Origin of the sequence: Clostridium sp. (genome assembly GCF_050717635.1) — a bacterium.
Taxonomy (GTDB): domain Bacteria; phylum Bacillota; class Clostridia; order Clostridiales; family Clostridiaceae; genus Clostridium_AD.
This window is the reverse complement of the sequence record NZ_JBOITO010000002.1, coordinates 1-26451: the sequence shown is the minus strand read 5'-3', so window position 1 is coordinate 26451 and position 26451 is coordinate 1. Positions and strand designations below refer to the sequence as shown.

At 30.2% G+C, this 26451-nt stretch carries 28 protein-coding genes and 4 pseudogenes; 7 read left to right on the top strand and 25 right to left on the bottom strand.

Annotated features, from left to right (window positions below; translation table 11 throughout):
- Positions 1 to 21: 21 nt before the first annotated feature.
- Both cls and ACREWB_RS00465 read right to left on the bottom strand, forming a co-directional pair.
- The gene (gene cls, locus ACREWB_RS00470; RefSeq protein ID WP_431545513.1) at positions 22 to 1503 is read right to left on the bottom strand and encodes a cardiolipin synthase; all 1482 of its coding nucleotides are present in this window, start codon (positions 1501 to 1503) and stop codon (positions 22 to 24) included.
- Positions 1504 to 1710: 207 nt separating this feature from the next.
- Positions 1711 to 1893 (bottom strand): annotated as a pseudogene (locus ACREWB_RS00465) (hypothetical protein); the annotation flags it as partial.
- Positions 1894 to 2149: 256 nt separating this feature from the next.
- Between ACREWB_RS00465 and ACREWB_RS00460 the strand changes: the two are divergent.
- The 3 genes from ACREWB_RS00460 (at position 2150) to gltS (ending at position 6917) form a co-directional block, all read left to right on the top strand.
- Positions 2150 to 4123, top strand: coding sequence for a transporter substrate-binding domain-containing protein (locus ACREWB_RS00460; RefSeq protein WP_431545512.1), 1974 nt, complete (start codon positions 2150 to 2152; stop codon positions 4121 to 4123).
- A complete protein-coding gene (locus tag ACREWB_RS00455) occupies positions 4123 to 5472 on the top strand; it encodes a sigma-54-dependent transcriptional regulator (RefSeq protein WP_431545511.1) in 1350 nt (449 codons plus the stop codon). Before ACREWB_RS00460 ends, ACREWB_RS00455 begins: the two co-directional genes overlap by 1 nt.
- 212 nt (positions 5473 to 5684) lie before the next feature.
- A complete protein-coding gene (gltS, locus tag ACREWB_RS00450) occupies positions 5685 to 6917 on the top strand; it encodes a sodium/glutamate symporter (protein WP_431545510.1) in 1233 nt (410 codons plus the stop codon).
- 506 nt (positions 6918 to 7423) lie between these two features.
- Here the strand turns inward: gltS and ACREWB_RS00445 are convergent.
- The 21 genes and pseudogenes from ACREWB_RS00445 to ACREWB_RS00345 form a co-directional block, all read right to left on the bottom strand.
- Positions 7424 to 7534: pseudogene (locus ACREWB_RS00445) on the bottom strand (PadR family transcriptional regulator); the annotation flags it as partial.
- Positions 7535 to 7763: 229 nt separating this feature from the next.
- Complete coding sequence (locus tag ACREWB_RS00440; protein WP_431545509.1) at positions 7764 to 8231, bottom strand: methylated-DNA--[protein]-cysteine S-methyltransferase; 468 nt, start codon at positions 8229 to 8231, stop codon at positions 7764 to 7766.
- A 69-nt stretch (positions 8232 to 8300) separates the two neighbouring features.
- Positions 8301 to 10049 carry an ABC transporter ATP-binding protein gene (locus ACREWB_RS00435; RefSeq protein WP_431545508.1) on the bottom strand — a complete coding sequence of 583 codons (1749 nt, stop codon included), beginning with the start codon at positions 10047 to 10049 and terminating at the stop codon, positions 8301 to 8303.
- Between the two features lie 206 nt (positions 10050 to 10255).
- Positions 10256 to 10945, bottom strand: a pseudogene (locus ACREWB_RS00430) (transposase); the annotation flags it as partial.
- 481 nt (positions 10946 to 11426) lie between these two features.
- Positions 11427 to 12413, bottom strand: a complete 987-nt coding sequence (gene rhuM, locus ACREWB_RS00425; protein ID WP_431545507.1) for a RhuM family protein — start codon at positions 12411 to 12413, stop codon at positions 11427 to 11429.
- 4 nt (positions 12414 to 12417) lie between these two features.
- Positions 12418 to 12678, bottom strand: a pseudogene (locus tag ACREWB_RS00420) (hypothetical protein); the annotation flags it as partial.
- Positions 12679 to 13366: 688 nt separating this feature from the next.
- A complete protein-coding gene (locus ACREWB_RS00415) occupies positions 13367 to 13777 on the bottom strand; it encodes a peptide deformylase (RefSeq protein ID WP_431545506.1) in 411 nt (136 codons plus the stop codon).
- A 144-nt stretch (positions 13778 to 13921) separates the two neighbouring features.
- A complete protein-coding gene (locus tag ACREWB_RS00410) occupies positions 13922 to 15025 on the bottom strand; it encodes an aldo/keto reductase (RefSeq protein WP_431545505.1) in 1104 nt (367 codons plus the stop codon).
- Positions 15016 to 15642, bottom strand: a complete 627-nt coding sequence (locus ACREWB_RS00405; RefSeq protein WP_431545504.1) for a hypothetical protein — start codon at positions 15640 to 15642, stop codon at positions 15016 to 15018. Before ACREWB_RS00405 ends, ACREWB_RS00410 begins: the two co-directional genes overlap by 10 nt.
- 153 nt (positions 15643 to 15795) lie before the next feature.
- Positions 15796 to 16500, bottom strand: a complete 705-nt coding sequence (locus tag ACREWB_RS00400) for an FAD-dependent oxidoreductase (RefSeq protein WP_431545503.1) — start codon at positions 16498 to 16500, stop codon at positions 15796 to 15798.
- Between the two features lie 18 nt (positions 16501 to 16518).
- The gene (locus tag ACREWB_RS00395) at positions 16519 to 17082 is read right to left on the bottom strand and encodes a flavodoxin family protein (protein ID WP_431545502.1); all 564 of its coding nucleotides are present in this window, start codon (positions 17080 to 17082) and stop codon (positions 16519 to 16521) included.
- 53 nt (positions 17083 to 17135) lie between these two features.
- Positions 17136 to 17990: an SDR family oxidoreductase gene (locus ACREWB_RS00390; RefSeq protein WP_431545501.1), complete on the bottom strand. Its 855-nt coding sequence runs from the start codon at positions 17988 to 17990 to the stop codon at positions 17136 to 17138.
- Positions 17990 to 18406 carry a MarR family winged helix-turn-helix transcriptional regulator gene (locus tag ACREWB_RS00385; RefSeq protein WP_431545500.1) on the bottom strand — a complete coding sequence of 139 codons (417 nt, stop codon included), beginning with the start codon at positions 18404 to 18406 and terminating at the stop codon, positions 17990 to 17992. Before ACREWB_RS00385 ends, ACREWB_RS00390 begins: the two co-directional genes overlap by 1 nt.
- A 218-nt stretch (positions 18407 to 18624) precedes the next feature.
- Positions 18625 to 18933 carry a response regulator transcription factor gene (locus ACREWB_RS00380; protein ID WP_431545499.1) on the bottom strand — a complete coding sequence of 103 codons (309 nt, stop codon included), beginning with the start codon at positions 18931 to 18933 and terminating at the stop codon, positions 18625 to 18627.
- Positions 18915 to 19070: a response regulator gene (locus ACREWB_RS00375; protein ID WP_431545498.1), complete on the bottom strand. Its 156-nt coding sequence runs from the start codon at positions 19068 to 19070 to the stop codon at positions 18915 to 18917. The genes ACREWB_RS00380 and ACREWB_RS00375 overlap by 19 nt, the downstream gene beginning before the upstream one ends.
- A gap of 685 nt (positions 19071 to 19755) precedes the next feature.
- Positions 19756 to 20028: a hypothetical protein gene (locus ACREWB_RS00370; protein ID WP_431545497.1), complete on the bottom strand. Its 273-nt coding sequence runs from the start codon at positions 20026 to 20028 to the stop codon at positions 19756 to 19758.
- 113 nt (positions 20029 to 20141) lie between these two features.
- Positions 20142 to 20321 (bottom strand): aspartyl-phosphate phosphatase Spo0E family protein, encoded by a 180-nt coding sequence (locus tag ACREWB_RS00365; protein WP_431545496.1) that lies wholly within the window; start codon positions 20319 to 20321, stop codon positions 20142 to 20144.
- Positions 20322 to 20525: 204 nt separating this feature from the next.
- The gene (locus tag ACREWB_RS00360; RefSeq protein WP_431545495.1) at positions 20526 to 21059 is read right to left on the bottom strand and encodes a sigma-70 family RNA polymerase sigma factor; all 534 of its coding nucleotides are present in this window, start codon (positions 21057 to 21059) and stop codon (positions 20526 to 20528) included.
- Positions 21060 to 21530: 471 nt separating this feature from the next.
- Positions 21531 to 21686, bottom strand: a complete 156-nt coding sequence (locus ACREWB_RS00355; RefSeq protein ID WP_431545494.1) for a hypothetical protein — start codon at positions 21684 to 21686, stop codon at positions 21531 to 21533.
- Between the two features lie 501 nt (positions 21687 to 22187).
- The gene (locus ACREWB_RS00350) at positions 22188 to 22358 is read right to left on the bottom strand and encodes a hypothetical protein (protein WP_431545493.1); all 171 of its coding nucleotides are present in this window, start codon (positions 22356 to 22358) and stop codon (positions 22188 to 22190) included.
- Positions 22359 to 22892, bottom strand: coding sequence for a sigma-70 family RNA polymerase sigma factor (locus ACREWB_RS00345; RefSeq protein WP_431545492.1), 534 nt, complete (start codon positions 22890 to 22892; stop codon positions 22359 to 22361).
- 406 nt (positions 22893 to 23298) lie between these two features.
- On the opposite strand from ACREWB_RS00345, the gene ACREWB_RS00340 reads away from it, so the two are divergent.
- Complete coding sequence (locus ACREWB_RS00340; protein WP_431545718.1) at positions 23299 to 23574, top strand: helix-turn-helix domain-containing protein; 276 nt, start codon at positions 23299 to 23301, stop codon at positions 23572 to 23574.
- 116 nt (positions 23575 to 23690) lie between these two features.
- Here ACREWB_RS00340 and ACREWB_RS00335 read toward each other — a convergent pair whose 3' ends face one another.
- Complete coding sequence (locus ACREWB_RS00335; RefSeq protein ID WP_431545717.1) at positions 23691 to 23777, bottom strand: hypothetical protein; 87 nt, start codon at positions 23775 to 23777, stop codon at positions 23691 to 23693.
- Positions 23778 to 24113: 336 nt separating this feature from the next.
- On the opposite strand from ACREWB_RS00335, the gene ACREWB_RS00330 reads away from it, so the two are divergent.
- The 3 genes from ACREWB_RS00330 (at position 24114) to ACREWB_RS00320 (ending at position 25238) form a co-directional block, all read left to right on the top strand.
- Complete coding sequence (locus tag ACREWB_RS00330) at positions 24114 to 24320, top strand: DUF2281 domain-containing protein (protein ID WP_431545491.1); 207 nt, start codon at positions 24114 to 24116, stop codon at positions 24318 to 24320.
- Positions 24305 to 24640, top strand: coding sequence for a type II toxin-antitoxin system PemK/MazF family toxin (locus tag ACREWB_RS00325; RefSeq protein ID WP_431545490.1), 336 nt, complete (start codon positions 24305 to 24307; stop codon positions 24638 to 24640). Before ACREWB_RS00330 ends, ACREWB_RS00325 begins: the two co-directional genes overlap by 16 nt.
- Before the next feature lie 328 nt (positions 24641 to 24968).
- Positions 24969 to 25238: a transposase gene (locus tag ACREWB_RS00320; protein WP_431545489.1), complete on the top strand. Its 270-nt coding sequence runs from the start codon at positions 24969 to 24971 to the stop codon at positions 25236 to 25238.
- Between the two features lie 158 nt (positions 25239 to 25396).
- Here ACREWB_RS00320 and ACREWB_RS00315 read toward each other — a convergent pair whose 3' ends face one another.
- On the bottom strand, positions 25397 to 26167 hold the full coding sequence (locus ACREWB_RS00315) for an MDR/zinc-dependent alcohol dehydrogenase-like family protein (RefSeq protein ID WP_431545488.1): 771 nt from the start codon (positions 26165 to 26167) through the stop codon (positions 25397 to 25399).
- Positions 26168 to 26451 lie beyond the last annotated feature (284 nt).

Genomic DNA, 26451 nt, shown 5'->3' with positions numbered 1-26451 from the left:
TATTATAACCCTACCCATTTTTTAAGCAATAGGCGCAATAAATCTCCAAATAGATTCATAAATTCTTTTCCACAAACCACGTTTTGAATAAGTTTCAATATCGAATATTGTACAGTCTTTCATATCTTTTATAAATGTATCACGACACTTAATTGCAAAATCATTATTATAAATAAAAGCATTGATCTCATAATTAAGACTAAAACTTCTCATATCTATATTTGCAGTGCCTACTGATGAAACGTGATCATCTATAACAAGTGTTTTTGCATGAAGAAAACCCGAATACAAATATACCTTTACACCATCCTTTAAGAGTTTTGCCACATTTAATAGAGAAACAGCATAAATAGATTTTTTATCAGGTACAGAAGGAAGCATGATTCTAACATCAACACCACAGGCTGCAGCAAGCCTTAGAGCTTCTAATAGTGTTTTATCTGGAATAAAATATGGTGTTTGAATATATAAATATCTTTTTGCGGTGGTAATCATTTTAACATAGCCATCTTTTATAGTGTCATTTCGAGTACTAGGTCCACTTGAGACTATTTGCACTCCAATGTCCCCTTCTTCAATTGGGCAATAAAGACTTTTTAAAAATTTTTCGTCAAACATTAATGTAGCTTTATTTTTCTTACTAAAGCTCTGATTTTGCAAAAAAACCAAATCAGTCCAAAATCTTGTTTGAAGCGAAAGTACACAGTTACCAGTCAACCGTATTGTTGTATCTCTCCAAGGTTTATTTTTCTTTCTTAAACCAAAGTATTCGTCGCCCACATTAATTCCGCCAGTATAGGCAGTTTTCCCATCAACAATAACTATTTTCCTATGTAATCTATAATTGACATGTAAAAAACTTTTTAACATTGATGGCAAAAATCTGTACACATGCCCACCAGCTTGTTTTAACTCTTTAAAATCGCTCATATGAGTACCTAAAGAGCCAATAACATCATATATTAAAGTTACTTCTACCCCCTGATTTGCCTTCTCTATTAACAGAGAAACAAATTCTTTACCAATATTATCTTTTGCTCTAAAAATATAATATAATACTTCAATACTTTTAGTTGAATTTTTAATATCTTCAAAAATACTAGAAAAATATCGCTCTGCATTTATTAAAAGCTCTACATTATTATTTTGAGTGAAATAACTCATTGCATTTTTTGAGTTCAATATTATTAGATCTCTATATTTTTCAGTTTCCACTTCTTTAAACTCTATTTTATCCCCTGCAATGTCATGAATTTGTTTATCAAGAGCTTTACTATGCTTTTCTTCAATTTTATCCATACCATATATTTTTGACATAACACGCATTTTATATTTACTACCAAAAAAGAAATAAACAACAAAACCGATATAAGGTAGATAAAAAAATACTAAGAGCCAAGCAAATATAACTCTCGTATCACTTCGTTTAACAAAAATTAGTGTTAAAACAGATAGAATATTAAATAGATATATAAATATTAGAAAAAAAGTTGATAAACCCATGTCAATCCCCCATTAATGCTTTTATTTTAATTGATTGCTCAAAACTTATTTAATCATTATTATGCTTTAAGTAACCACTACTATATGTTATTCCAGTATCAAAAGCATTGCCAGTTATATTTTCGCCACCATAAAAAAAACATAATGTTATTATTAAATAATACACTATTTTGGGTTAATTTAAAACTACATAAACCACCATAAATTTAAGCCAAGAGCCTCTCCCATGCTTTCGCATAGTGATGAGACTCTATGTGAATGTTGTTCTTCTCTTTTGTTTTTTTCATGAAGAGTTCTTATTATCGCATTAATTGTCTTTCCCCTCATACTTGGACTTTCAAAGGCATCAGTCTTAGGTAATATAATAACAAATTCGTCTCCTCCAAGTCTAGTTGTTTTTGCTTTTTCTCAGAAAAATCTCTAAACACTAAAACCATACCCACGATTTCGCCATTCTCTTGAATAATAGGTGCCGCACTATCTTCTATAGGTCTCTGAATACCACCTTTAAAAGAGGTTTAAAATAAAAATTAATTTTAACTGTGTAACCTTCTAATTAACATATAACGTGGTATGTTATAATTAACATAAATTTTATATTCAGAAATCCAAACCAAAATATTATTTAAAAGCAAGGTGATAAATTTTGATAAAAAAACTTATTATTGTAATAATTTCAATCTTAGCTATTACTTCATTAATCTTAATCTACCATTTTAAAAGTATCAATGTTCTCCCAGGTAAAAGCGATCACATTGTTTTAAGGGTAGCCGGTGATATTAATTTACCCCCTTATGAATATGTTGATGAAAATTCAGTATATACTGGTTTTAACGTTGATATAATGAGAGCCATAGCTCTATCTACAGGTATAGATGTTAAATTTTATCCCATGTCTTGGTATGATGCATGTGAACAACTGAAAAGTGGCGACGTTGATGTAATTGAGGGCATGAAAGTTGCAACAGATAGGGATGAATATTTTGAGTTTTCTAAAGAATATTTAGAGAATTCTCAATCTATTTTTGTTATTGACGGTAATAATGATATAAATAAGTTTCAAGACTTAAAAAACAAGAGAGTAGTTATACAACAAGGTGATTTAGCAGTAAATAATCTTAACACATTAAATAATGTAAATGTTATTAATACAAATGATCAAGAACAAGCAATTCATAAACTACTTTCCGGTGAAGCAGACGCATATATAGGTAATACCTTAACTGGAGTATTTTTTATAAATAAGCTTGGTATTAAAAATAAGATAAAAATTGTAGGTAAAATTCTTAATCCAACTAAATACTCCATAGCAGTAAAATATGGGGACGTAGAAACCCTAAACGTTGTTAATAGTGGACTAAAGGAAATCAAAAAAAATGGAACATATGATAAAATATATAGAAAATGGTTTGGGCAGCCAGTGAACGTTCCTAGTTGGTATATTCAGCGAATTATTTTTTCTTCGGGTATAGTGATAATTATACTTGCCATTATAATGCTTCTATTTTATAAATGGAACAGCCGCTTAAAAAAAGAAGTTGATAAGCAAACCCGTGAAATTAATGATTCGAATAATGTACTAGTAAAAAAGAACATACAAATAAAACTTGAGAAAGACTTTAGAGATAAAATACTAAATAATGTTTTTAGCGGAATAGTTACAATCAATAAACAAGGAGAAATAACTTTTACAAATAAATTGGCTGAAGTTATATTAAAGAGTAAACTTATAGGTAAACAATATGAAGACACACCAATAAGTGAGTTTATAAATCATAAAACACCTAATAAAAATGCAAGTGAAAAAGAATTTTTATTGGATAATAAAAAATTTTATATAAACTATAAAGTAGACACACTAAGTAATCTTTATGAAAACATGGATGAAACCATAGTTATATTCAAAGACATAACAGAAGAAAAATTAATGCAAGAAAATATGAGAACTAAAGATAAAATGCAATCTTTGGGCAATCTAATTTCAAGCATTGCGCATGAAATTAGAAACCCATTAACATCAATAAGAGCATACGTTGAATTAATCCCAAAAAAATTTGATAATCCTAAATTCAGAGAAATGTTTTGCAAAGATATTCCCACCGAAATAGATAGACTAAATTCCTTGATAAATGATTTACTGGAATATTCAAGACCACAAAAACCATTTAGAGAAAAAACTTATTTAAGTGAAGTCGTTAATAAAGTTATACTCTTATTAAAAAACAAACTTCAAACAGAAAACATTATTATTGAGAATAATATAAATAAAAATACTGTTCTATTTATTGATAAAAACCAGTTGAGACAGGTCCTTATAAACATAGTACTAAATGCCGTTGAATGCTTAGATAAACAAGATAAAAAAATAATTGTTTGGTCAAAGACAAGTAACAATTGTGTATTATTATATATTAGAGATAATGGTTGTGGTATTCAAGAAGAGACTATAAATAAAATATTCAATCCATTTTTTACAACTAAGGACGCTGGAACTGGTCTTGGGCTTTTTATAAGCTATCAATTGTTATCAGAAAACAATGCTACAATAGAGGTTCAAAGCACCATAGACGAGGGTACTACATTTATAATTAAATTTTGCCACATGGAGGCTGATAACTAATGAATAAATTATTAATAGTAGATGACGAATCGTCCATTTGTACAGCTCTAAGCTTTGCTCTTGAGGATGAGTATGAAATATTTACCGCGCTTGACGAAGCAACAGCTATAGATATTATTACTAATACTGATATATCAATAATTCTTTTGGATCTTAATCTTGGGAAGAGTAATGGTATTAATGTTTTAAAGCAAATTAAAATAATTAAACCGGATATTGCAGTTTTAATTATGACAGCATACGGAACAATTGAATCAACAGTTGAAGCTATTAAATCAGGAGCTTTTTACTATATTACAAAGCCAATAAAAATAGACGAATTAATACTTTTAGTAAATAAAGCTGCTGAATATATTTCATTAAATATTAAGATTAAATATTTGAGTAATCAAATAAATATGAATAAATCTAATTACAATATGATAGGAACTTCAAAAAAAATGTTAGATATATTTGATTTAATTAATAGAGTTAAAGACATAGATAGTAATGTATTAATTACAGGTGAAAGTGGGACTGGAAAAGAACTTGTTGCAAAAGCAATACATTTTTACGGAAGTAGAAATGGAAATCCTTTTAATGTAATAAATTGTTCAGCAATACCTGGAAATTTAATTGAAAGCGAATTGTTTGGTTTTAAAAAGGGTTCTTTTACTGGTGCATTTCAAGATAGAAAAGGTGTAATAGAACTATCTAATGAGGGAACACTTTTTCTCGATGAAATAGGAGATATGGATATGAACCTTCAAACTAAATTGCTTAGAGTCCTGCAAGATAAAATGGTATATCCTATTGGCTCAATAAAAGGCACCAAAATAGATGTAAGATTTATTGCAGTGACAAATAAGGATTTAAAACAAGAGGTAAGTACAAATAATTTTAGGACAGATTTATTTTACAGACTAAACGTGATACATATAAGCATGCCTCCACTTCGGGAACGGAGAGAAGATATTCCAAAGCTAGTTGACCATTTCATAAAGAACTATAATATATTCTTGAACAAAGACATTAAAGGTATTTCAGCTAAAGCTCTTCAAGCAATTGAAAAATATAGATTTGATGGTAACGTCCGGGAACTTCAAAATATAATAGAGAGAGCAGTTGCTTTAACAAGACATGATTTTATTACTGTAGAAGACTTACCTGAGGATGTTTTTTTTCCAGAGAATATTATTAGTAGCTGTGATGATATTATTCCTATTTATGTTGGCGAAGATATGAAATCAATAGAAAAAAAAGTAATTGAATATAATCTGATAAAATTTAAAAACAACAGAAAAAAGACGTCAGAATCATTAGGGATAAGTGAAAGGAATTTAAGATATAAGATCAAAGAATACAATTAGAAAAGCCTGCAAATTTTGCCTAGCCTGCAAATTTTGCAGGCTTTTTTATTGAATCTATTTTTATTGTACAATGAAAACACAATTTTAATATAACTTTATGCATTATTTATTGGTAAATATATAGAACATTGTAAACATTTCAAAAATAATGTCTTGTGGCATAAAACTTGCTCTAATATTAGATATATATTAATATTAGAGGAGGAACAATTATGAAAACGGAATTAATAGAAGGTTTACTTACTCTCAAGGTTGATATGGTAGCAACCTTAGCAACTGCAGTTTTAATATTACTTTTTGGTTATTATCTTATAACGAAAGTATCTTTTTTTAAGAAGTTCTGTATTCCTGCCCCAGTAATTGGTGGTTTACTATTTTCAATACTTGCCCTTATTTTAAAACAGAGCGGCATAATAACAATTAGTATGGATACAACCTTTCAATCACCTTTTATGATAGCTTTCTTTACAACTGTTGGGCTTGGCGCAAGTTTTAAACTGCTTAAAAAAGGTGGAACATGTTTAATCATCTACTGGCTCCTCTGTGGAGTACTTGCCATTTCACAGAGTGTTATAGGTGTTGTATTTGCAAAAATTACAGGAGTTCATCCAATGTTTGGAATTATGGCAGGTACAGTTTCTATGGAAGGTGGGCACGGTGGAGCCGCAGCTTTCGGAAAAACTGCTGAAGCCATGGGTTTCACTGGGTCTACTACAATAGCTATAGCTGCTGCCACTTTTGGTCTTATATGTGGTGGACTTATCGGTGGCCCTATTGCAAAGCATTTAATAGACAAGTACAAATTGAAACCTAGTACATCAAATAAATATGACGCAAAATCCTTTGAAGATACTGTAGGCGTTTCAGAAAACACAAAAATCACAACAACTATTGTTATGACTCACATGGCAATAATAACCGTTTGTATGACAATTGGATCTATTGGTAGCGTATGGTTTTCTTCAATTACAGGATTTTCATTACCAGGATATGTAGGCGCTATGTTTGTAGCCGTAGCTTTTAGAAATATAAATGATAAACTAAAAATCGTTAATCTTGATTATTATACAATTGATTTAATGGGTAACGTGTCTCTTGGAATTTTCCTTTCAATGGCATTAATGACACTTAAGCTATGGGAACTTGTAGGACTTGCAGGCCCATTGTTAATAATAGTTTCAATTCAGGTAGTATTTGTAATATTATACACGGTATTTGTAGTATTCAAGTTCCTTGGAAAAGACTTTGATGCAGCCGTCATGGCCGCTGGTATGGCAGGACACGGACTTGGTGCTACTCCAAATGCTATAGCTAATATGGGAGCTGTTACTGAAAAATACGGTCCATCTCCAAAGGCATTTTTAATAGTTCCATTAGTTGGTGCATTTCTAATTGATCTTATAGGTATACCAACTATTGTATTTTTCATGAATCTATTTAAATAATTAGTAGTAAAGGCTATGGAAGCTAAACTTCAAAAACCAGCAGCACAGTTATAGTTGCGACTATAACTGTGCTTAAAATGCATGGTGAAGTAGCTAAAGCGAATTTAGGATTAGAAAATCTTTGTATGTATTGCTAAGACTCAATACTCTTTCTCTGATGGTAGTAAGCTTCTTAGAGCATCAAAAGAATTAAGATTACAATAAAAACTGTAAGCCTAAGGTAAAATAAAATTGGCCTTGGGTTATTTTTTAATAAGATCCTTACATTTAAAATAAATATATAATTATTCCAATCGGTGGCGCAGGAGCAATGAGAATTAGCAATTTCAACTATTAATACTTATTTTCTCATATTGTTTATCCCCGGAATTTCTAGTGTAGGGTTTATGGTTTTGTAGATTCCTAAAATTTCAGTGGCATGCCTAATGATATTAGTTGAGTCCTACATTATATCTATACTTCTAAATGTACATGAATCGGACTCCATTAACCGCTGTCCTTAAATATTACTTTCTTCTTGGTCCTAGGGGAGACTCCTTATAAATAGATGAGATGATTCTCTTTTTTTTAAGTCTTAATAAAATACGATACGTTGACCCTTCTTTTACATCGTAAAATCCATAATTTTGTAATCATGATAATATTTCATATCCATATGTTTCTTCGCCACTTATTATCTTAACTATACATCCCTCTAATGTTCCACGCATTAACTGTGAACGATCTACCACATTATTCACCTACCTTGAACCACATAGAGGTGTTAAAAATAATACAATGGGACTAAAGTTCCGAATCATTTTATATTAATATATTAAATTCGTAGTATCGTCTGCGTTTCAATAATTATTTATTCCATTGTTTTTCATGTTCTAAAAGCCACTGTTTTTTATCTATCCCGCCTGCGTATCCCGTTAAACTTTTATTAGATCCAATTACTCTATGGCAGGGTATAATTATGCTAATAAGATTCTTACTATTAGCATTACCAACAGCTCTTGTTGCCTTTTCATTACCTATTTGTATTGCTTGCTGCTTATAAGACCGAGTTTCACCATAAGGTATTTCAATCAATGCATCCCAAGCACTTTTTTGAAATTCTGTCCCTTGCACATCACATTTTATATCAAAATCTTTTCTTGTCCCTTTAAAGTACTCATCAAATTGATTAATAACATCCTTCAAGATCTGTGTTTCTCCTATGCTTTCCGTAACTTCCTCTACGAACATAGCTGAAATCACCGCATAATCAGAAGTTACTATTTCTAATATCCCAATAGGTGAATTATAATAGCCATGATATTTTTTAGTCATTTAGGCACCTCCCTAAGTAAAATGTGGCATATGATTACCACCCTCTCCTGTTTATTTAACTACACTTATCTATTTACTTATATGCTGAGTTTTATAGAGCTCAGCATATACGCCATTTCTTTCCATTAAGCATTTGTGATTTCCATCTTCAACAATGTTTCCACTATCAAATACAAGAATTCTATCTGCATTTCTAACAGTAGATAATCTATGCGCAATAACAAAAGTTGTTCTACCTATTATTAGACTATCAAAAGTTTCTTGTATTTTAGCTTCGGTAACACTATCAAGGGCAGAAGTTGCTTCATCTAAAATTAGGAATGGTGGATTTTTTAGAAATATACGGGCTATAGAAATACGTTGTTTCTGTCCACCAGAAAGCATTGCACCACGCTCTCCAACAAAAGTATTAAATCCATCAGACATAGCAATAATATCATCATAAATCTCAGCCTGTTTTGCTGCCATTGCAACTTCCTTAGGAGTAGCATCAGGTCTACCGTATCTAATATTTTCGAGAATACTATCAGCAAAAAGGAATATTTCTTGTTCTACAACTCCAATATTTTTATGCAAAGATTCTTGCGTTACCTTACGTATATCTACATGGTCAAGCAAAATTTCTCCTTCATCAACATCATAGAACCTGGGAATCAATTTACATAGTGTTGATTTTCCTCCGCCTGATTGACCTACCACTGCAATTGTTTCGCCAGGATCGACATGAAGAGAGATATTGTGTAATACTTGAATTCCTTCTTTGTAAGAAAAGCTAATATTTTTAATATCTAATTCGCCTTTTACTCTGCCTAGCTCTATAGCACTCGGATCATCTTTCATTTCAGTTTCAGTACGCATCATATCTACAAAACGTACAAGTCCAGCTCCACCTTTTGCAAATAGTTCAGCAAAATTTGAAAGTTTTCTAATTGGAGTTATAAAAGTAGCAATATATAAAGTAAAAGTAATTAAATCAATTTGATTCATCTGTCCTTTCATAATTAATATACCACCTACTAAGATAACTGTTGCTGGCAAAACACAAAGGAAAAATTCCATTGTAGCAGTGAAATATCCCATAGTCTTATAAAATCTAGTTTTAGATGTTTTGAAAGCATCATTTGATTCACTAAACTTATCAAATTCTGAATTCTCATTTGCAAATGCTTTTGCTGTTTTCATGCCTGAAAGTCCCGATTCAATATTTACATTTATAGAAGCAGTTTTTTCTTTCACTTCCAGAGAAGCTTTTGACATTTCAGAACGTCTATGCCATACAACCAATAAAAATATAGGCAAAATTAAAGCAATAACCAAAGTTAATTTCCACTGGATAGTAAATAAGATACCTAGTGATCCTATTATTGTAAGGGTGGATATAAAAACATCTTCCGGACCATGATGAGCAAGCTCAGTTATATCAAATAAATCTGCTGTAAGCCTACTCATTAGTTGACCTGTACGGTTTTTATCAAAGTATCCATAAGACAATTCCTGCATATGTTGAAATAAATCGCTTCTTATATCTGCTTCTACTAATACCCCAAAAGTGTGACCATAGTAGGTTATTATATAATAGAAAAAAGCTCTTAATGTATAAGCAATTAGCATAATCGCCATAATAGTTATAAAAGTTTTATAAGCATTAACAGGTAGTAGCTCATTTAGAGAATAACGAGTTATTGCTGGAAATGATAAATCAATAACTGCAATTAAAAATGCACATGACATGTCTAATACAAATAGTTTTTTGTGTGGCTTAAAATATGAGAAGAATATTGAAACTAGAGATCTTTTTTGAAATTGTTTTGTATCCATTTTTGGTATTTTCCTTTCTTTTATGCATCTTGGTTTTTCTTTCAGTATAACATATTTATGTCGTGGTCAATCTAAATCATCATATTAAAAATCTACAAACATCTCATCATTATGAGGATACTTGTTTACTTTAGCCTGAAATTGTTATCTATCATTACTTTAAATAATTTCCCTATTGCATCTATACTCATATCACTGCGTTACACATTTCCCCTGTCTATATGAAATATATTTATGTTACTAAGGTTACAATCTTCTCTCATAAAGGCCTCATAAACAAGCTTAACATCATTATTCTTGCCCACAGAGCAACTTATTAACTCTCTATTATGTAAATTTATAAGAAGGCATATGTAGTACCATTTTCCAGCAACATTTACATAGGTTAAGTCACTTACAACAACATCTAGATTGGATCTGTTTTGAAAATCTGTATTAACCACGTTCTCAACTTTATCATTGTTACAACCAGATTTATATATTTTAAACTGTTTAATAGTATAATTTGATACTAGTCCATATTTCTTCATTATACATGCTATTTTAGCTCTTGATGCCTAATGCTCTGCACATTGCGCTAATACTGTATTTATACTTATTTGCTAAAATAAGTTCTATTTTCGTCCCATTATCAGCGCTGCTTGCTTTAAAATATCATTTTCCATCTCTAACCTAGCATTCTCTTTTTTCAATCTAATTAACTCATTTTCGGCATCGCTGCGGTTATCTTTTGCTTTAAATGATCCAGTATTACTATAATCTGCAACCCATTTATTAATAGTGGATTTAGCCACCCCGTATTCTCTTGATATTTCTGCAATAACCTTACCATTATTCCTAAGTGCTACTAGTTGTTTTTTAAATTCCTCAGTATAATTTTTCCCGTTTCTTCCCATGATATAAACCACTCTCTCTTTCTCATATTTCTATATTATATCATGTCCGAATATTTATTGTATAACTAATTATAACCTATCCAGTACATTCTCCTTTGCAGTATGGTTTTATGTGGATTCTCATTTCTTAACCCTTCAATTTCGACGGGTTTAAAATTCGGATTATTCTTGTTTTTACAAATGTAATTCTTAATTTAATCATCACATATTTTCTTATAAAAATCAAAGAACAGATTATTGCTAAAAGTATGCAATAACCTGTTCTTTTAATTAATCTGTCTACTTATCTTGGTGGAGGCGAACCGTACACAATTGTAGCCACAATATCTAGAGAAGATTTACTAAAAGATTATAAGTAGTAGCTACAATCCACCTGAAGAATTCGCTTTCAACTTATCTTGAAACAAAGGACTACTTAACAACGTTTTCCTGGAAATCTTAGCTTCAGTTTATTGTTGTTTTTTTTCTATTGCTATCTCCTTTAAATCCTTCTGATCTCCTTATCAAAATCAGAAACTATTTTTTGATTTTTATTAAACTCTTGATATTCTCCTATTGCCTTTTCTTTAGCAGTGTTATGGGCAATACGTCCATGACCTTTTAAGATTTCATAACGATTGAATTTCAAAAATTCATCAATACTTACCGCAAAATCTTCCATAGATAATAACGTTTCATCTTCAAGAAGTCGCTCAACATAATCAAAATAGGCTGAGACGTTACGTTCAAGACCACGAATTTCCTTTTCTGATAAGTAATTTTTAGCCACAACCACATCAGACTGCAAAATTCGACCGTTAGGAGAGTTCTTCCAAGTAGTGAGCCCTATATGTTCTTTACCTCTATCTGCACTATCATAAATTATCTCTGCAGCTATTTTACCAGTTATTGCAAAATGAAATTTATTTTGGACAGTTGCATAAAATCTTTTTGTGGTTTCTGAATTTTTATTGTAGTCAAATGAAATTTCTGCAAACACATCTGTGATTTGTTGCCAAATTCTACGTTCACTTGCTCTAATTGAGCGTACCGTTTCAAGTAACTCACGGAAGTAATCTTTACCAAAAACATTCTCACCTTGCTTCATGCGCTCAACATCAATCTTAAATCCTTTTTTGATATAGTCTTTCAAGATATCAGTGGCCCAAATTCTAAACTTTGTTGCTTTTTGAGAATTAACACGATAGCCAACTGAAATAATGGCATCCAAATTATAAAACTTCACCTGTTTTGTTTGAGTTTTTCCTTCTATAGCGCCGTGCTTTGTGGTATTTTCCAAAATGGAAACAACCACTTTCTCATCAAGCTCTCCAGACTCAAAAATGTTTTTTAAATGTTTACTTATAGCGGAAACACCCACATCAAAAAGCTCAGCTATAGCTTTTTGTGTCGCCCAGATTGTTTCATCTTTCATCACGACTTCAATTTTTTCATCTAAATCATACATTAAAAATTGTATCTCGTTCATTTAATCACCCTTCTTTATTTTCTACAAATTTATCAGCTAATTCGTAAATGGCTTCACGCAAACCATTACGGCACTTGATTTTAGATAAAGTTTGTATATCTTCGCTATGTGCTAATGTCTTATAATCTACGCTTGCTTTTGCAATTATATCTCGTATTTGACCAGTATCATCTAAATCTTGCATGCCATAACGATGACGACTATACAATTCACGGATCTGAGCACTTGTGATAATATCTGTAATTCCCCATTTCACACGAAAATCTCTTTTAATGTGCTCACCTACCTATATTTATTACTTTAAAGTTTTTACACTCCATCATTCACTACTACAAATAGTAGCATAAAGTTTCTTTTCAAATCATCTTCGATTGAAATAAGCCCAATAACCAAGTCAATTGTTCCGACATCGTCGTCACTATTTCAGAATCCTTGAATAATTTATAAAATTTAATAATTCTAAAGAAATTTCTTTTGATATAACCTTTATCATATTGGTCTGATTAATCTTTTGCTACAATTTATACCTATTTAATTATATCACCTTATTGCATTAATTTATATTTATAATATTTATTTTAAATTTTATCAATCACTTAAAAACTGCTTACTATTATGTATCTTCTGCATACTTATCACTTATAATCCTACTAAATTGAATCAGAAAAAAAACACAACTAATTAATAATTAGTTGTGTTTTTTACTGGTGGAGGCGAGGGGTGTCGAACCCCTGTCCGAAAGCCATAACACCTAGGCATCTACGAGCGTAGTCAATACTTTAAATTTCCCTCTTCCTAACTCCTACTGACGGAATTTAGGCATTGGTAGCTTCATATTTTCCGTTTCTAGGTCAAAGCTTTCCCAGACTCGGTTCACCGCTGTGGTTGCCCTATCCTAAGTCGCGGTAATCAAAGGTAAGCAGTAGCAGACTAAGCTGCTACGTCGTTTTTTCCTATATGACTATCCCATCACAATGGTCTACTTCATGTTGAATAATTTGAGCAATCCATCCTGAGTATTTTCCCCTTTGCTTCTTAAATACCGAGTCAAAATACTCTACTTCTATCTCTTTGAATCTATTAGTTTTTCTAACACCTATAAGTGAAAGACATCCTTCTTCTGTTTCATATTTACCTAATTTATTCACTATCACAGGATTAATCATCGGAACGTTCATATCTCCCATGCTGATCACAATAATTCTTTTTTTGACTCCAATCATATTAGCTGCCATTCCTACACATCGTTCTTTATTTGCTTTAAGCGTATCAAGCAAATCGTGTATTACCTGAACATCTGCTTTTGTAGCAAGTTCTGATTTTTGATTAAGAAAGAATATGTCTTTCATAATTGATCTAACCATATGTTATACTCCTTTAATATTTGTCTTTTTTATTATGTTTTGTTCTATATAGACAGTACTCCACATGAGGCACTATGTAGTAAAAAGTCAATACCTAAGTGTTCTATACCTTTAACAAAGATACTAATTATATATTTTTAAATGTTATCTTAAGTCATTCATAAATCCCTCAACAGCTCTTAAGTTTTTACGTATGGGAGTATTATGCGAGCATTTTTTTTCACATAATCCACAGTTAATACATGCATTTTCTATACTTCCCCCGACTTTTTCTTGATATTCTTTAAAAACTTCAAGTGCTATATTAGACATTCCATATTGGTCATAATAAGCATAAGAATTAAAAATTTTATTTATTTCAATTCCCTTAGGACAGGGAGAACAATACCCACAATTACAACATATTACACGAGGATTTGCTGGATTAAATTCCGTTTGCTTAAAATACTTTTCAATTTCTGTATAGTCATATTTTTTCAAATCTTCAGAAACCCTGCAAACTATATCCAGGAAGTCTTTACTCTCCAATTGAAAAATCACCTCGTCAAAAACGGATTGTGACATAAAATATCTGGTTGCGAGCTCACTGGCAGTAACATTTTCCATCATACGTGATTTATTTAATATATTTTTCGGAAGTAGCTTCTTTCCTGCATCAACTAGACCTCCGCCTACTATTGTTATACCAGAATTTTTAAGTTCTCTTAGCAATTCTTTTTGAGCTTCCAATGTAGGTATAAAGTAGATCATTACTGTATCTATAATATTATTTGAGCCTTTTAAAACCTCCTTTGCAGAAAAAAGATTGAGTGGAGTGAAAATGATTCCTATATGATGCACTCTTCCTTCGTCTTTTGCCATTTTTGCTTGTATCAATTGTTGTGGCAGCAATTCCTCCTCAACACCATCCGCATATAAATATAGACAATCTAAGTATTCGGTTCTTAAATCCATTAAAGAACGGCTTAAACAAAATTCAAAAGCATTTTCTACTGGTAGTGTTTCATCAAAATAGGGATAATTACTTGATAAATGTATGTTCTTTCTTACTGGTTCTAGCACCCTACCTAAGAAACGTTCACATGAGCCACCTATATATTGAGGTGAGGTTGTAAAATTTCTAACACCTTGGGAATACGCGTCTTTAATCAATTTTTCCGCCTGGGGTTCATTCATTACTAGCTTATCGTTATCGTAGTAAAATGGTAAAGAAATTGTTGTTGCTGTTAATTTGTTATTTATATGCATATTTCTACATCTCCCACCCTGTATTCTGTTAATTCATATCCAGGTTTCATCTCTGAATAACTCAATCTTTTTACATTTACGCCTAACTCTGATGAAAACCATGATATTGAGTCTAATTCACCAGAGTTATTATAAGAATTAATCACATAGCATTCAAATTTACCTAGTACTGTTGTGATTTGTTCTATTTTTTCTACTATATTATGCAAGTTAACCTCTGTTAATTTACCTTTAGATTCTTGTACCTTAAATTTAGAGTCCCATTCATACCCAACGGTATATGATCCTGGATAATTAAGACACCTACCTTCAGAAGGTTCTACTACCCATTCTTTTGTTATAATATTTTTTTCGTTTACCGGCTCCTTTGAAAAAATACTTCCATAATAATAAATATCATTATTTTCTTCTTGTTTAAATGCGAAATACATCATTGGCGATTGACCTACCATTCCAAGAGAATTTAGTAGAACACTTTCTCCCTGTGGTGTTATAATTTGAACATCAGTCATTCTTTCATAATAATATATTTCAACTGGAGATGTATTGTCTGTAAGTATTTGTCGGAACACCAGTTCATCACCTTTGTTTAATTTTTTTGTAACTCCTTTTTCCATATCATTATTCCTCCTTTGTTACCTAGGTTAACTGTACTATATAACTTAAACAGCGTTTTACCGCCGTTTGTTAATAATACTCATCCAATACATTATTTTCAAGTTGCATTAATTGAAACTACTTTTGAATATTACAAGTCTTATTTCATACATTTAATATCCTAAAAATGTATCTACCCTAATACTTTTCTTATTGACAGCTTGACCTAGTAGAGTGGACTTTACAGAATCATTCATTAGCTTTGGTCCAGCTAAATAATATTTCATATCCTTACTATTAATAACAATTTCTTTTATACTTTTTGTCAACTCTTCTTTATCTGTAAAAAAATCTATTTTTATATGATTATCCTTTGCAAATGTCTTAAGCTCATTTTCATATAAAAACCTTCCGGTACTATTAATATATAACAAATTTATTTTACCTTTAAAATCATTCTCTCTCATGACTATATCCTTAATCATAGATCTAAATGGTGTTATACCTATACCTCCTGCTATTAGGCAAGTTGGTTTAGAAGTATCCATATAGAAACCACCTATTGGACCCCTAATTACCATTTTCATACCGCTTTTAATTTCTAATAGTGCATTCTTATAGTCACTAGGATGCTTACCTATTTTCATGGAAATCATGATTTTATTTTCTAAAGGACTGGATGCTATACTAAAGGGTCTTATACCCTTTTTAATTTTTGCATGTTTAATAACAAACATGGCATGTTGACCTGCCTTCCAATTTAAAGGTTCACATGTATCAAATAGAAAAGTGTAAACTTCTTCACTCTCTTGAATTACGTCTTTAAAAATTATTTCTTTTGGCGTTAATACTGCTTTGATATCACTAAATAAACTCATAGCTGTTCCCCCATTTAATTAATTGTTCGCTAAATTCCTTCCAATATTATAGGCTTTGTTTAAAACCCCTTTTTTCTTTTGTATGGAATCTTTAGTAAAGGCTCCAAGTACAGTAATTCTCTTAATAGGTTTTATTCCCATAGCTTTTAATGATTTTTCAGTATATCTAAAATATCTACTAAATATTAAAGGGATTGGTGCTGCTTGAGAATAAATAAAAATAGTTTTTTTAATACCAAACCGTGGTTTATGTTTTTCATTTGTCAATGGATAAAACCGATCCAGAAGGTTTTTAAGGAGTCCTGACATTTGGTGAATATATACTGGCGAGGACAATATTAAATAGTCAGCTTCCTTAATTTCTGCATATACTTGTCTAAGATCATCCTGTATTACACAATGATCATGCTCTGGCTCTCTACAATACATACAAGCTTGGCAAGGCTTTATTGTCATATCATTAAGATAATAAATTTTAGTATCAATTTGTTTTTCAGTTGCTCCTCTAATAACTTCTTTGACAACTGTGTCAATATTACCATTTTTTCTTGGACTTCCAACAAAAGCAATTAATTTACTCATATTTATTTTCTCCTTTATCTTTCTCAAGCAAATTTTTAATTAAAGAATTATCTTTACCTCCAAACTTCAATATGGTCTTTTATAAAGACTTCTATTGTTCTAGGTTTTCTTTTTAATAGAACTTCAGCAGTATTCGTAACATGGTTTGCCATACCTAATTTTGTTGTAAGGTATAATATCATCATTACAGTCGCAAATTCTTTTTTGGTCCCTCTAGCAATCATATCTTTTCTAAATTTAAATAAAGGTGGGTTTGAATATGTGATTTTCCGTCCAAGTATTTTTGTCATACTATCTGCAACTTGAAAATAAGTAATAGACTCTGAACCTGTAATAGTATAAGCCTTATTTCCATGGTCTTTTTCTGTAAGAGTCCTTCCAATTATTTCACCAATATCTCTTGTATCTATAAAACTAATCTTAGCTTTTCCTGAAGGTATAAATAGGTCATTTCTCAGCTTGATATCTTCTGCATGTGTTGTAGATAGATTTTGCATAAAAAAACTAGGCCTTATAAAAGTGTAAGGGATTTGAGATTCTAAAATGGCTTTTTCAATTTTGTGATGTGGTGGAAAAGGATTTTTACTCGCACCTAACAAAGATAAAAATACTATTTGCTCAACGCCAGCTTCTTTGCATTTTTGAATAAAAGGTTTAAATATTCCATTAACATCTGTAAGTTGTGGTGGTCTTACTAAAAATACCTTTTTTACACCACTTAAAGCAGTTTCATAGGTATTTATATCTTCAAAATCAAAATTAATGTACTCCATAGAATCATCTTGTTCAATACTTTTTTTAATGTTTCTTACGCCAGCTACAAAGTCTCTATTTATGCTTTTTAAATATTCTACTACTGCACTACCTACATTCCCTGTTATTCCTGTTAATAAAATTTTTTCAACCATTATTCTTCAGTCCCTTCATTTAATTTACAAATCATTTCTGTAAGTTTCTCAGCTTCTTCATTTGAATAAATTGAAAATATATCAATTGTTAATTCATCACTTACTGTTTTCATTTTATCAACTAACTTATTACATTCTTTACATATCTCCAAGTAGGATGATCTTTTATCCTTTGGATTGGCAACTCTAACCACTATACCTTTTTTCTCTAACCTATTTATAATCCCTGATATAGTTGGCCTGTCTGACCCTAGCCTTTGAGATATTTCCGCTGCAGTAATTGGATACCCTGATGAATATATCTGAATAATAACTGAGAACTGCGCAGCAGTAATATCAAATTCCATTAATGCTTTATCTAGTTTGTTTTTTAGATGTCTTGATGCCTTAATTATAAGGTAAGATAAGTTCTGCATATGGTTCCTCCTTATATAATTAGTATGCTAACTATATAATTAGTATACTAACTTATCTTATATTTGTCAATTGGGATACGTACGCTAAGAAAGATTCATACCCACAAATGTTAGCAAGAAGAAACTGGAAACAGTTTCTTCTATGGGCTCTGGACAAATATCTAAAAAAAAGATAATAAATTATAAATATGGAAGCGCATGCGAACAGATTTTAATTGCTAATCAATAGTAATCACATGGGCTTTTTCATCTATTCCAATTTTGTCAAAATGCATTATTTTACTTTTGGGTTTCTGGATACGACGAAAAATTGCATTTATTTGAGGAACCAGTATAATAGGACTAAAAGGCTTGGTAATATATTCATCAGCACCTAGGTCAAATCTAAAAACCTCACCTCCTTCTTCACTTCTTGCTGTAAGCATTACAATTGGTATTGTAGATATTCTTCTTATCTTTCTGCATACAGACCAGCCATCATAAAACGGCATCATTACATCTAATATAGCTAAATTAATTTTATCCACATTTTTTTAAATAGTTCAATAGCCTCTCTTCCATCGTTAGCTTCAATTATATTAAAGCCCTCTCTTTTTAAAAAGTCCTTCACCAGTTCTCTTATTAAAGGCTCATCATCTGCAATTATAATTGTTTTGTTCTCCACGCAAAAAGACCCCTTCCTCATATTTTAAATCGTATCTATATTGAATTTACACTAAATATTAATACTCTCAATTGTATCACTTAATTAATTATAATATAGTATTGTGTCTATCCTGTGTTCTGATGGAGTAATTCACGTGGTGATTAAACAACCGAATGATCCTGGTATTATTACAAGATAATCAATAAACTCCATGGCATGATAAATACCAAGCAGTGTATTATCTTGTATTATTAAAGACATAAATGATAATAGAACTGCACTAATATTACCACCAACCCATAATGCGGCACCTTAATTCTTAAATAAACTGAATTAAAGCGTAAGAAAACCCCCGACTGAAATTAATTAGTCAAGGGTTTCATTGGTGGATGCGAACCGTGCCTAACTATATCACTGTCCATTAAACGAATTGAATTGTATAAGTAACACCTTATTTAAAATGCTTCAAGAAATACCTTAATACACTATATAAAATAGTAAAACGCATTCAAAATAACGTTTATTCTGTCGTATGGTTTTTATCGTTTAAAAATATAAAATATTTCATATAGAATATATGTTATACATAGTATAGTTAAGTGAATTTTATCCAGTAATAAGTGGTTGTAAGCAATGCTATATAAATAATGGATATAATTAAAAGTTTAATATTTATAAATAATGAACTGAAATGGTAACTTCATTATTGTTTACTCAAAGTAGGTGATATTAATTCTCCCTGTCTCTTATTACAAATTATTAACTCGGCATCCCATTTTTCTTTCTCTTTGCTTTGCAAGGCAAGCTCTTTATATGCATTAATTAACTCAGTTGTCCTATATAATTCCTCTCTGATTTGAAAAACAAGTTCCTTATTAGCAATAATTAATTCATTCACGTTGTTGGTTTTCTCTTCGCTTTCTTTTAATCTTATTTCTAATTGCTCTGATTCTTGTTTGTAAAAACTATCATCCATATGCCATTCCCCCTCGTTATATACTTTATTGAGACTAAAATACTAATATTATCTAAGCAACCATAGAAATTTATATGCTGCCATGCAACTGGAAATATATGTGTCAATATTTTTCATTTTCGTTTTTGTTCCATTGATACAGATACACCATCTCGTGCATTTTGTAAATAATAATTGGTAATCAGCTTGTCCAACTCTTGACTTAAATAAATTACTTTATAATCAGTAAGACTTTCGGTAACTTGTATTAAATTTTCCAATTTATCTCTAAGTAATCCTATTGCATCATTCATAATTTCTCCTTGTCAATTTTGAAATTTGTTTATGTCATTTACTCCAAGATGATTGGGAGTGCTTAACAGTTTATGACGAGGTTATTTAATTTCAAGTTATTCTTAATTCTTTTTTGTCTTCCTTTGCTTTTTCCAGGTTATCTTTAATAACCTTATCAAGTTCTTCTGGAATTTTTATATATTCAAATCCATTTTAGCAGTCATCTATATACAGTTCTCACCTAATTCTATTTTCAATATTGCTAAAGCTCTTCTCAAATAAACCTTTACAGTTCCCTCTGGTAAATCAAGAACTTCTGATACTTGACTAATAGTCATATCTTCAAGATATTTCAATATAACAATACTTTTAAACCTTTCACTTAATTTATCAATTGAATTATAAAGGTCTATATTGCTAGCTATTTTAAATTCTGTGTCTAAACTTTCATCTTTTGTATTACCTATTTCGTTGTAATCTTCAATATAGATTACTTTATTATTATGCTTTAATATGCAGATACAAGTATTTATAAGAATTCTAATAATCCATGTGTTAAAGAATTTTGGCGTTTTAAGTTCATTCATATTCATGTAAGCCTTATATATGGTTTGACTTACAGCATCTAAAGAATTTTGCTCGTTTTTTAAATATGCAAAAGCAATCCTATACATCTTTTCTTTACATGTGTCTATTGATTTGATAAAGGCTTCATCATCTCGCTCTTGAGTCCTTTTCACTATTATAATTGGGTCCATTTCCACGCCTCCTTTCTTTAACTTATAACACTAATTTTATACTTATAACACTAATTAGAGTATTATAAGTATAAAAAAGTTACAATTTATTTGGATTATTTTACAACAATTTAATCGAGAAAATTGTTGTATTTTGATTTATTTTACAGTATTTTAGGTAATAAAGAGGAAGTGCAGAAATTTGTATGAATTTATAATAGAATATGAAAAGTGAAAGAACATAGTAAAATTCAATATAATTAATAAAAGCAATAATCCCAAAGATATAAGCTTATATCTTTGGGATTATTGCTTTGGTAGAATGTTTTAATCAAATCATATATTTTTTATAAGGTATTTAAAAAATTATTAAATTCATTATATACGGTAGAAAATAGCCGTTGATGGTGTAAAGACTTGTGACATCATCGTTTCATAGGCAATATGTCCAATATCAGCCATTGCCTTATAGATAAAAATATAGTTTTTAAATTATTTGAAGACTGTAGATGTAAATTTTTTTAAATCCTGTTTAACCTTATATGTTTTTTTATCTAATTTTGCTCTTTTTATAACATTTTGAACAATTTTATCAAGTTTATCTGAAATAATTATCTGTTCAAAGCCATTTTCCATTTTAGAAGTCATCTATATACACTCCTCATCTAGTTTTATTTTTAACACACTTAAATCCCTTCTTAAATAAACCTTTACAACTTTAATAATTTCCATTAAAAACCGTTTAATCCAACATTGGGAATAATCATTAGATTGGTACATGATACAAATATGGAAAAATTATATAATTGGAACTAAGTTCGCAATTGAATTTTAGTTCCATAAAAAATAAAAAAGCCTTTATTGGGACACTTGGGCTTTTCTATTTTTTAGTCATAATAAGGTCTTAACATTTTAAAACAATTTTAACAATATTAAACATTTTTAAAAGCAGGTGTATTAGTGTGTTACAACATATAAATGATATTTCAGTTTCACTGAATGTATCAAAAATTACTATCTATAGAAAATTAAAAGTTAAAGAGTTAAAGAGTTAAAATCTTATATAGTTAATTTGATACATATAACCTTTTATATGAACAGCTATAAATTAAACAATAATGGTATAAATTGTATTTATTATTATAGCTTTTAATACATTGATAAAGATATCCCATATTGTGCATTGAAGTTATTTGATTTCAACTTATTATTAATTGTTTTTTTATCTTCCTTTGCTTTTCTCAGGGCATCTTTAATAACCTTATCAAGTTCTTCTGGAATTTTTATATGTTCAAATCCATTTTCTATTTTAGCAGTCATCTATATACACTCCTTACCGAATTCTATTTTTAATATTTCTAAAGCTCTTCTCAAATAAACTTTTACAGTTTCCTCTGGTAAATCGAGAATTTCTGATATTTGAGTAATAGTCATATCTTCAAGATATTTCAATATAACAATACTTTTAAACCCTTCACTTAATTTATCAATTGAATTATATAGGTCTATCTTGCTAGCTATTTTAAATTCTGTGTCTAAACTTTCATCTTTTGTATTACCTATTTCTTTGTAATCTTCAATATAGATTACTTTATTATCATGCTTTAATATGCAGTTACAAGTATTTATAAGAATTCTAATAATCCATGTGTAAAAGAATTTTGGTGTTTTAAGTTCATTCATGTTCATGTAAGCCTTATATATGGTTTGACTTACAGCATCTAAAGAATTTTGCTCATTTTTTAAATACGCAAAAGCAATCCTATACATCTTTTCTTTACATGTGTCTATTGATTTGATAAAGGCTTCATCATCTTGCTCTTGAGTCCTTTTTATTATTATAATTGGATCCATTTCCATGCCTCCTTCCTTATACTGATAACATTAATTAGAGCGTTCTCAGGTAAAAAAGGTTACAATTTATTTTACTATTCTTTATTATAGTTAAAATCACTTTGATTTATCTGTACCACACACTTATTTATTATCTGTTTTATCAACTAATAGGAGGCAAAAGTTCAATTCTATTAACCACCAGGTTTATTGCTTTCACAAAATTCTTTGTTGTCATCATCAATTATTATGTTTATTTTCCAAGCTGCCATATGAAATCTAATCTCCCTTAAATTTCAGTTATAAATATTTACATATCCATATTGCACATCTAATAATACCACGTCTAATTATCGTTATAGGCTATCTTTTACGACAATTTAATTGAAAAAATTGTTGTATTTTATTTAATTCTACTGTATCTTAGATAATAGAAAGGAAGTGTGGAAAAATATATAAAATTACACTGAAATTACAACAGATAAGAAATCTTAAACATATTACACAAAAAAGATTAGCATTTTTAGCAAGTATATCCCAAAGCCATATTAGTGAGTTAGAAGCAGGTAATAAAAGTCCTACATTAAAAACTGTGGAACATCTAGCTAGAGCACTTAAAACCTCCCCATGTGATTTATTAGAGGTAGATACCTTTAAAAATGAGAATAAAATAAGGTTAAACTGGAAGCGAATAGAGAAGTAGGTGTAAATCTTACGCGGCTTACAAAATAAATTTATAATAGAATATAAAAAATGAAAGTAACACAATGTCAATTGAGTTACTTTCACTTTGATTCTATTCCTCATTCCTTAATTTTTTCAATTTGAATGTAAGATAATGCCCTTACTATTTAATTGATCTACAAGCTCCAACAGATCTTTAGTATTACGAGCGAACCTACTAATACTGGATTGTCAATACTTGATTTTGAATTACCTCACATAACGGATATAAAAGTAAGTTTGCATGTAATCACCTCTAACCATGTGGTTTTTACTGTTGGAGGAGAGGGGTGTCGAACCCCTGTCCGAAAGTCATACCACCTAGGCTGTTTTCGATCAATGCATCCAATACTTTAATTTCCTATCAGATCAACACCTACTAATCAAATTTAGCCTTTAGCAGTTTCGTCTGTAAAAATATTCAATAAAATTCTCTGTATTATTTGATTATCAATGATATAGTGATAATTTTATGATATACTAAAGTAAGATAACAAAAATTATAGGGTAGGTGATTATATGATAAGTAGGGAATTGTTAGTTAGAAAAATAGAAATATTACCACCATATCTTTTACAAGACGTTGCTGATTATATTGACTTTGTAGAATATAAAAAATATAGAAAAAACAATATTAAGATTAGTGATATTACCTTGGCCAGTGAAGAGAGCTTAGCTAAAGATTGGTTAAAACCTGAGGAGGATGACGCATGGGAAAATTTATAAAGGGCGATGTAGTTGTCTTACCTTTTCCATTCTCAGATTTGTCACAATCTAAAAGGAGACCAGCATTAGTCTTAGTAAATTTAGATAGAGATGATATAATCTTATCTCAGATAACAAGTCAAAGTATTTATGATTCACACGCTGTTAAAATATTAGAGGGTGATTTTGATGATGGAACACTAAATAAGCCGAGTAACATTAGACCCAACAAGCTTTTCACCGCTGATGAAGGAATAATTTTATACAAAATAGGACATATCAACGAATCTAAAATCCAAGAGGTAACAGCTAAAGTAATTAGTATTTTTACTGAAGAATAAATCTGAGGCAGTAGCTTAGTTAAAAAAATATTGGACATAAAAATAAAGATAAAATTTCCACCAAATGACCTAGTAGTTACTCATTTGGTGGTTTTTATTTTTTTAATTATGTATGGTGGAGGCAAGGGCTCTTCCATTAAATGCTTTGTATAAATCTTATATTTAAAAGCATTCGTGACCCACTAAGGTAACTGTGACTTGGCAAAAACAGTAAATATGTTCTAATAAAATGGATATTAGCAAATTCGCTTCGCTCATAAAAACCCCCAGCAGACTGAGCGAAAACTATTAATACTTATCCATTTATGGAATAATGTGCCTACCTTAAGTGGATGGAGTGTGGGTTAAAATGAATTATGTATTTGGAAAACAAAGAGATCAAGTTCTTATTGAATCCATTGAAGAATATGTACATGATGTTAGTGAAGTTAGGGTTATGGACAAATTAGTAGATAGCTTTGGCTTATATTCACTTGGTTTTTTGGCTGGAAAGAACGATGAAACAGGTAGGCCTAAATACAGCCCACAGGACATGCTCAAACTATACATTTACGGGTATTACAATAGCATAAGCTCTTCAATAAAGCTGCAAAAATAAACCATAATTAATAGAGAAATTATATGCTTACTAAAAGGATTACAACCAAAGCAAAGGGCTATATCTGACTTCAGATAAGAAAATTAACTTTCTAAAAAAAGGACTTTTCGCTCAGTCTGCCGAGTGACGTAAGCAAATTGTCAACACAATTTGTTTTGCTATTTGTTTTTAAACGTCTCTAACAAAAACTTCTCTGCTTCTTCACACCAAACATTATTGTTTCTCTTACATATTTCAGATAACCTTTTATAAAACTCGTTATTTTCACCCAGCTTTTTAAAGTCTTCGATTGCTGTTAATTCCAATTCTATATGAGGATAAATCAACTTCTTTCCTCCTGGAATGTTAGGCAAATTTTTTATAGTTTCTGGTGCTGCATTTAATCCACCAATATGAGTCCCTTCATAGTGAACTTTATAAAAGTTAAATGAAACCTTAAACTTACTATTTGTTGGACCCGCAAAGAAATTTAAGCAACCATCATTACATAATATATCATCATCATTTTCTATTAATTGGTTACCAGCAGCAAAAACAAATGCATCATCATATCCTTTTCCACCGGATAACTCCATTAACTTACTTACTGCATCTATATCTTTTGTATTAAGATATATTAATTCAACACCTTTTTCTCTGGCATCTTCAACTTTTATTAAACTAGCTGCTCTATTTAATCTTACATCGTCTATATCTACAACTACAACTAATCTTGGTTTTATTGATCCATTAATAGCGTATTCTATAGCCCCGAGGCCCATGGGACCAGCACCGCCAAGTAATGCAACCTTGCCACCTTCTTTTATCCCCATATCATGTTTATAAACATATTGCTTTGTATGGTAACTAGAGTGGAAAGCTCCTATTATGCATGACATAGGTTCTGCCAAAGATGCATTTGCAAAGTATGTCCCATTAAGTGGAAGCACACAACCTAAGTCTACTGCTATTTTAGGAATTATACAATAAAATAGATTTTATTTAATAATTTCTTTACCTATCATTTTAATCTATCCACTGATTTATTTCAAATTTATTTCCGCTAAAAAGTGCATACTGTAGATTGCTTATAACATACGACGATATCGATGTTTGTCAAGAAGGTTGTCGTATAAAATTTTATATTCGATATCCCTGTAATATATTTCAGAATTTTCAGTCTATTTAATAAATATATAATTCAAAGTTAAAATCAACACTTTTTATACTGTTT

Bases quoted from the DNA above. Each gene is read 5' to 3' on its own strand.
- ACREWB_RS00330 (WP_431545491.1), top strand. From the start codon at position 24,114: ATGATAAGTAGGGAATTGTTAGTTAGAAAAATAGAAATATTACCACCA.
- ACREWB_RS00440 (WP_431545509.1), bottom strand. From the start codon at position 8,231: ATGACTAAAAAATATCATGGCTATTATAATTCACCTATTGGGATATTA.
- ACREWB_RS00355 (WP_431545494.1), bottom strand. From the start codon at position 21,686: ATGACTTCTAAAATGGAAAATGGCTTTGAACAGATAATTATTTCAGAT.
- cls (WP_431545513.1), bottom strand. From the start codon at position 1,503: ATGGGTTTATCAACTTTTTTTCTAATATTTATATATCTATTTAATATT.
- ACREWB_RS00435 (WP_431545508.1), bottom strand. From the start codon at position 10,049: ATGGATACAAAACAATTTCAAAAAAGATCTCTAGTTTCAATATTCTTC.
- ACREWB_RS00455 (WP_431545511.1), top strand. From the start codon at position 4,123: ATGAATAAATTATTAATAGTAGATGACGAATCGTCCATTTGTACAGCT.
- ACREWB_RS00345 (WP_431545492.1), bottom strand. From the start codon at position 22,892: ATGGATCCAATTATAATAATAAAAAGGACTCAAGAGCAAGATGATGAA.
- ACREWB_RS00350 (WP_431545493.1), bottom strand. From the start codon at position 22,358: ATGACTGCTAAAATAGAAAATGGATTTGAACATATAAAAATTCCAGAA.
- ACREWB_RS00405 (WP_431545504.1), bottom strand. From the start codon at position 15,642: ATGGAAAAAGGAGTTACAAAAAAATTAAACAAAGGTGATGAACTGGTG.
- ACREWB_RS00400 (WP_431545503.1), bottom strand. From the start codon at position 16,500: ATGAGTTTATTTAGTGATATCAAAGCAGTATTAACGCCAAAAGAAATA.
- ACREWB_RS00370 (WP_431545497.1), bottom strand. From the start codon at position 20,028: ATGGATGATAGTTTTTACAAACAAGAATCAGAGCAATTAGAAATAAGA.
- ACREWB_RS00410 (WP_431545505.1), bottom strand. From the start codon at position 15,025: ATGCATATAAATAACAAATTAACAGCAACAACAATTTCTTTACCATTT.
- rhuM (WP_431545507.1), bottom strand. From the start codon at position 12,413: ATGAACGAGATACAATTTTTAATGTATGATTTAGATGAAAAAATTGAA.
- ACREWB_RS00360 (WP_431545495.1), bottom strand. From the start codon at position 21,059: ATGGACCCAATTATAATAGTGAAAAGGACTCAAGAGCGAGATGATGAA.
- ACREWB_RS00415 (WP_431545506.1), bottom strand. From the start codon at position 13,777: ATGGTTAGATCAATTATGAAAGACATATTCTTTCTTAATCAAAAATCA.
- ACREWB_RS00325 (WP_431545490.1), top strand. From the start codon at position 24,305: ATGGGAAAATTTATAAAGGGCGATGTAGTTGTCTTACCTTTTCCATTC.
- ACREWB_RS00385 (WP_431545500.1), bottom strand. From the start codon at position 18,406: ATGCAGAACTTATCTTACCTTATAATTAAGGCATCAAGACATCTAAAA.
- ACREWB_RS00365 (WP_431545496.1), bottom strand. From the start codon at position 20,321: ATGAATGATGCAATAGGATTACTTAGAGATAAATTGGAAAATTTAATA.
- gltS (WP_431545510.1), top strand. From the start codon at position 5,685: ATGAAAACGGAATTAATAGAAGGTTTACTTACTCTCAAGGTTGATATG.
- ACREWB_RS00390 (WP_431545501.1), bottom strand. From the start codon at position 17,990: ATGGTTGAAAAAATTTTATTAACAGGAATAACAGGGAATGTAGGTAGT.
- ACREWB_RS00395 (WP_431545502.1), bottom strand. From the start codon at position 17,082: ATGAGTAAATTAATTGCTTTTGTTGGAAGTCCAAGAAAAAATGGTAAT.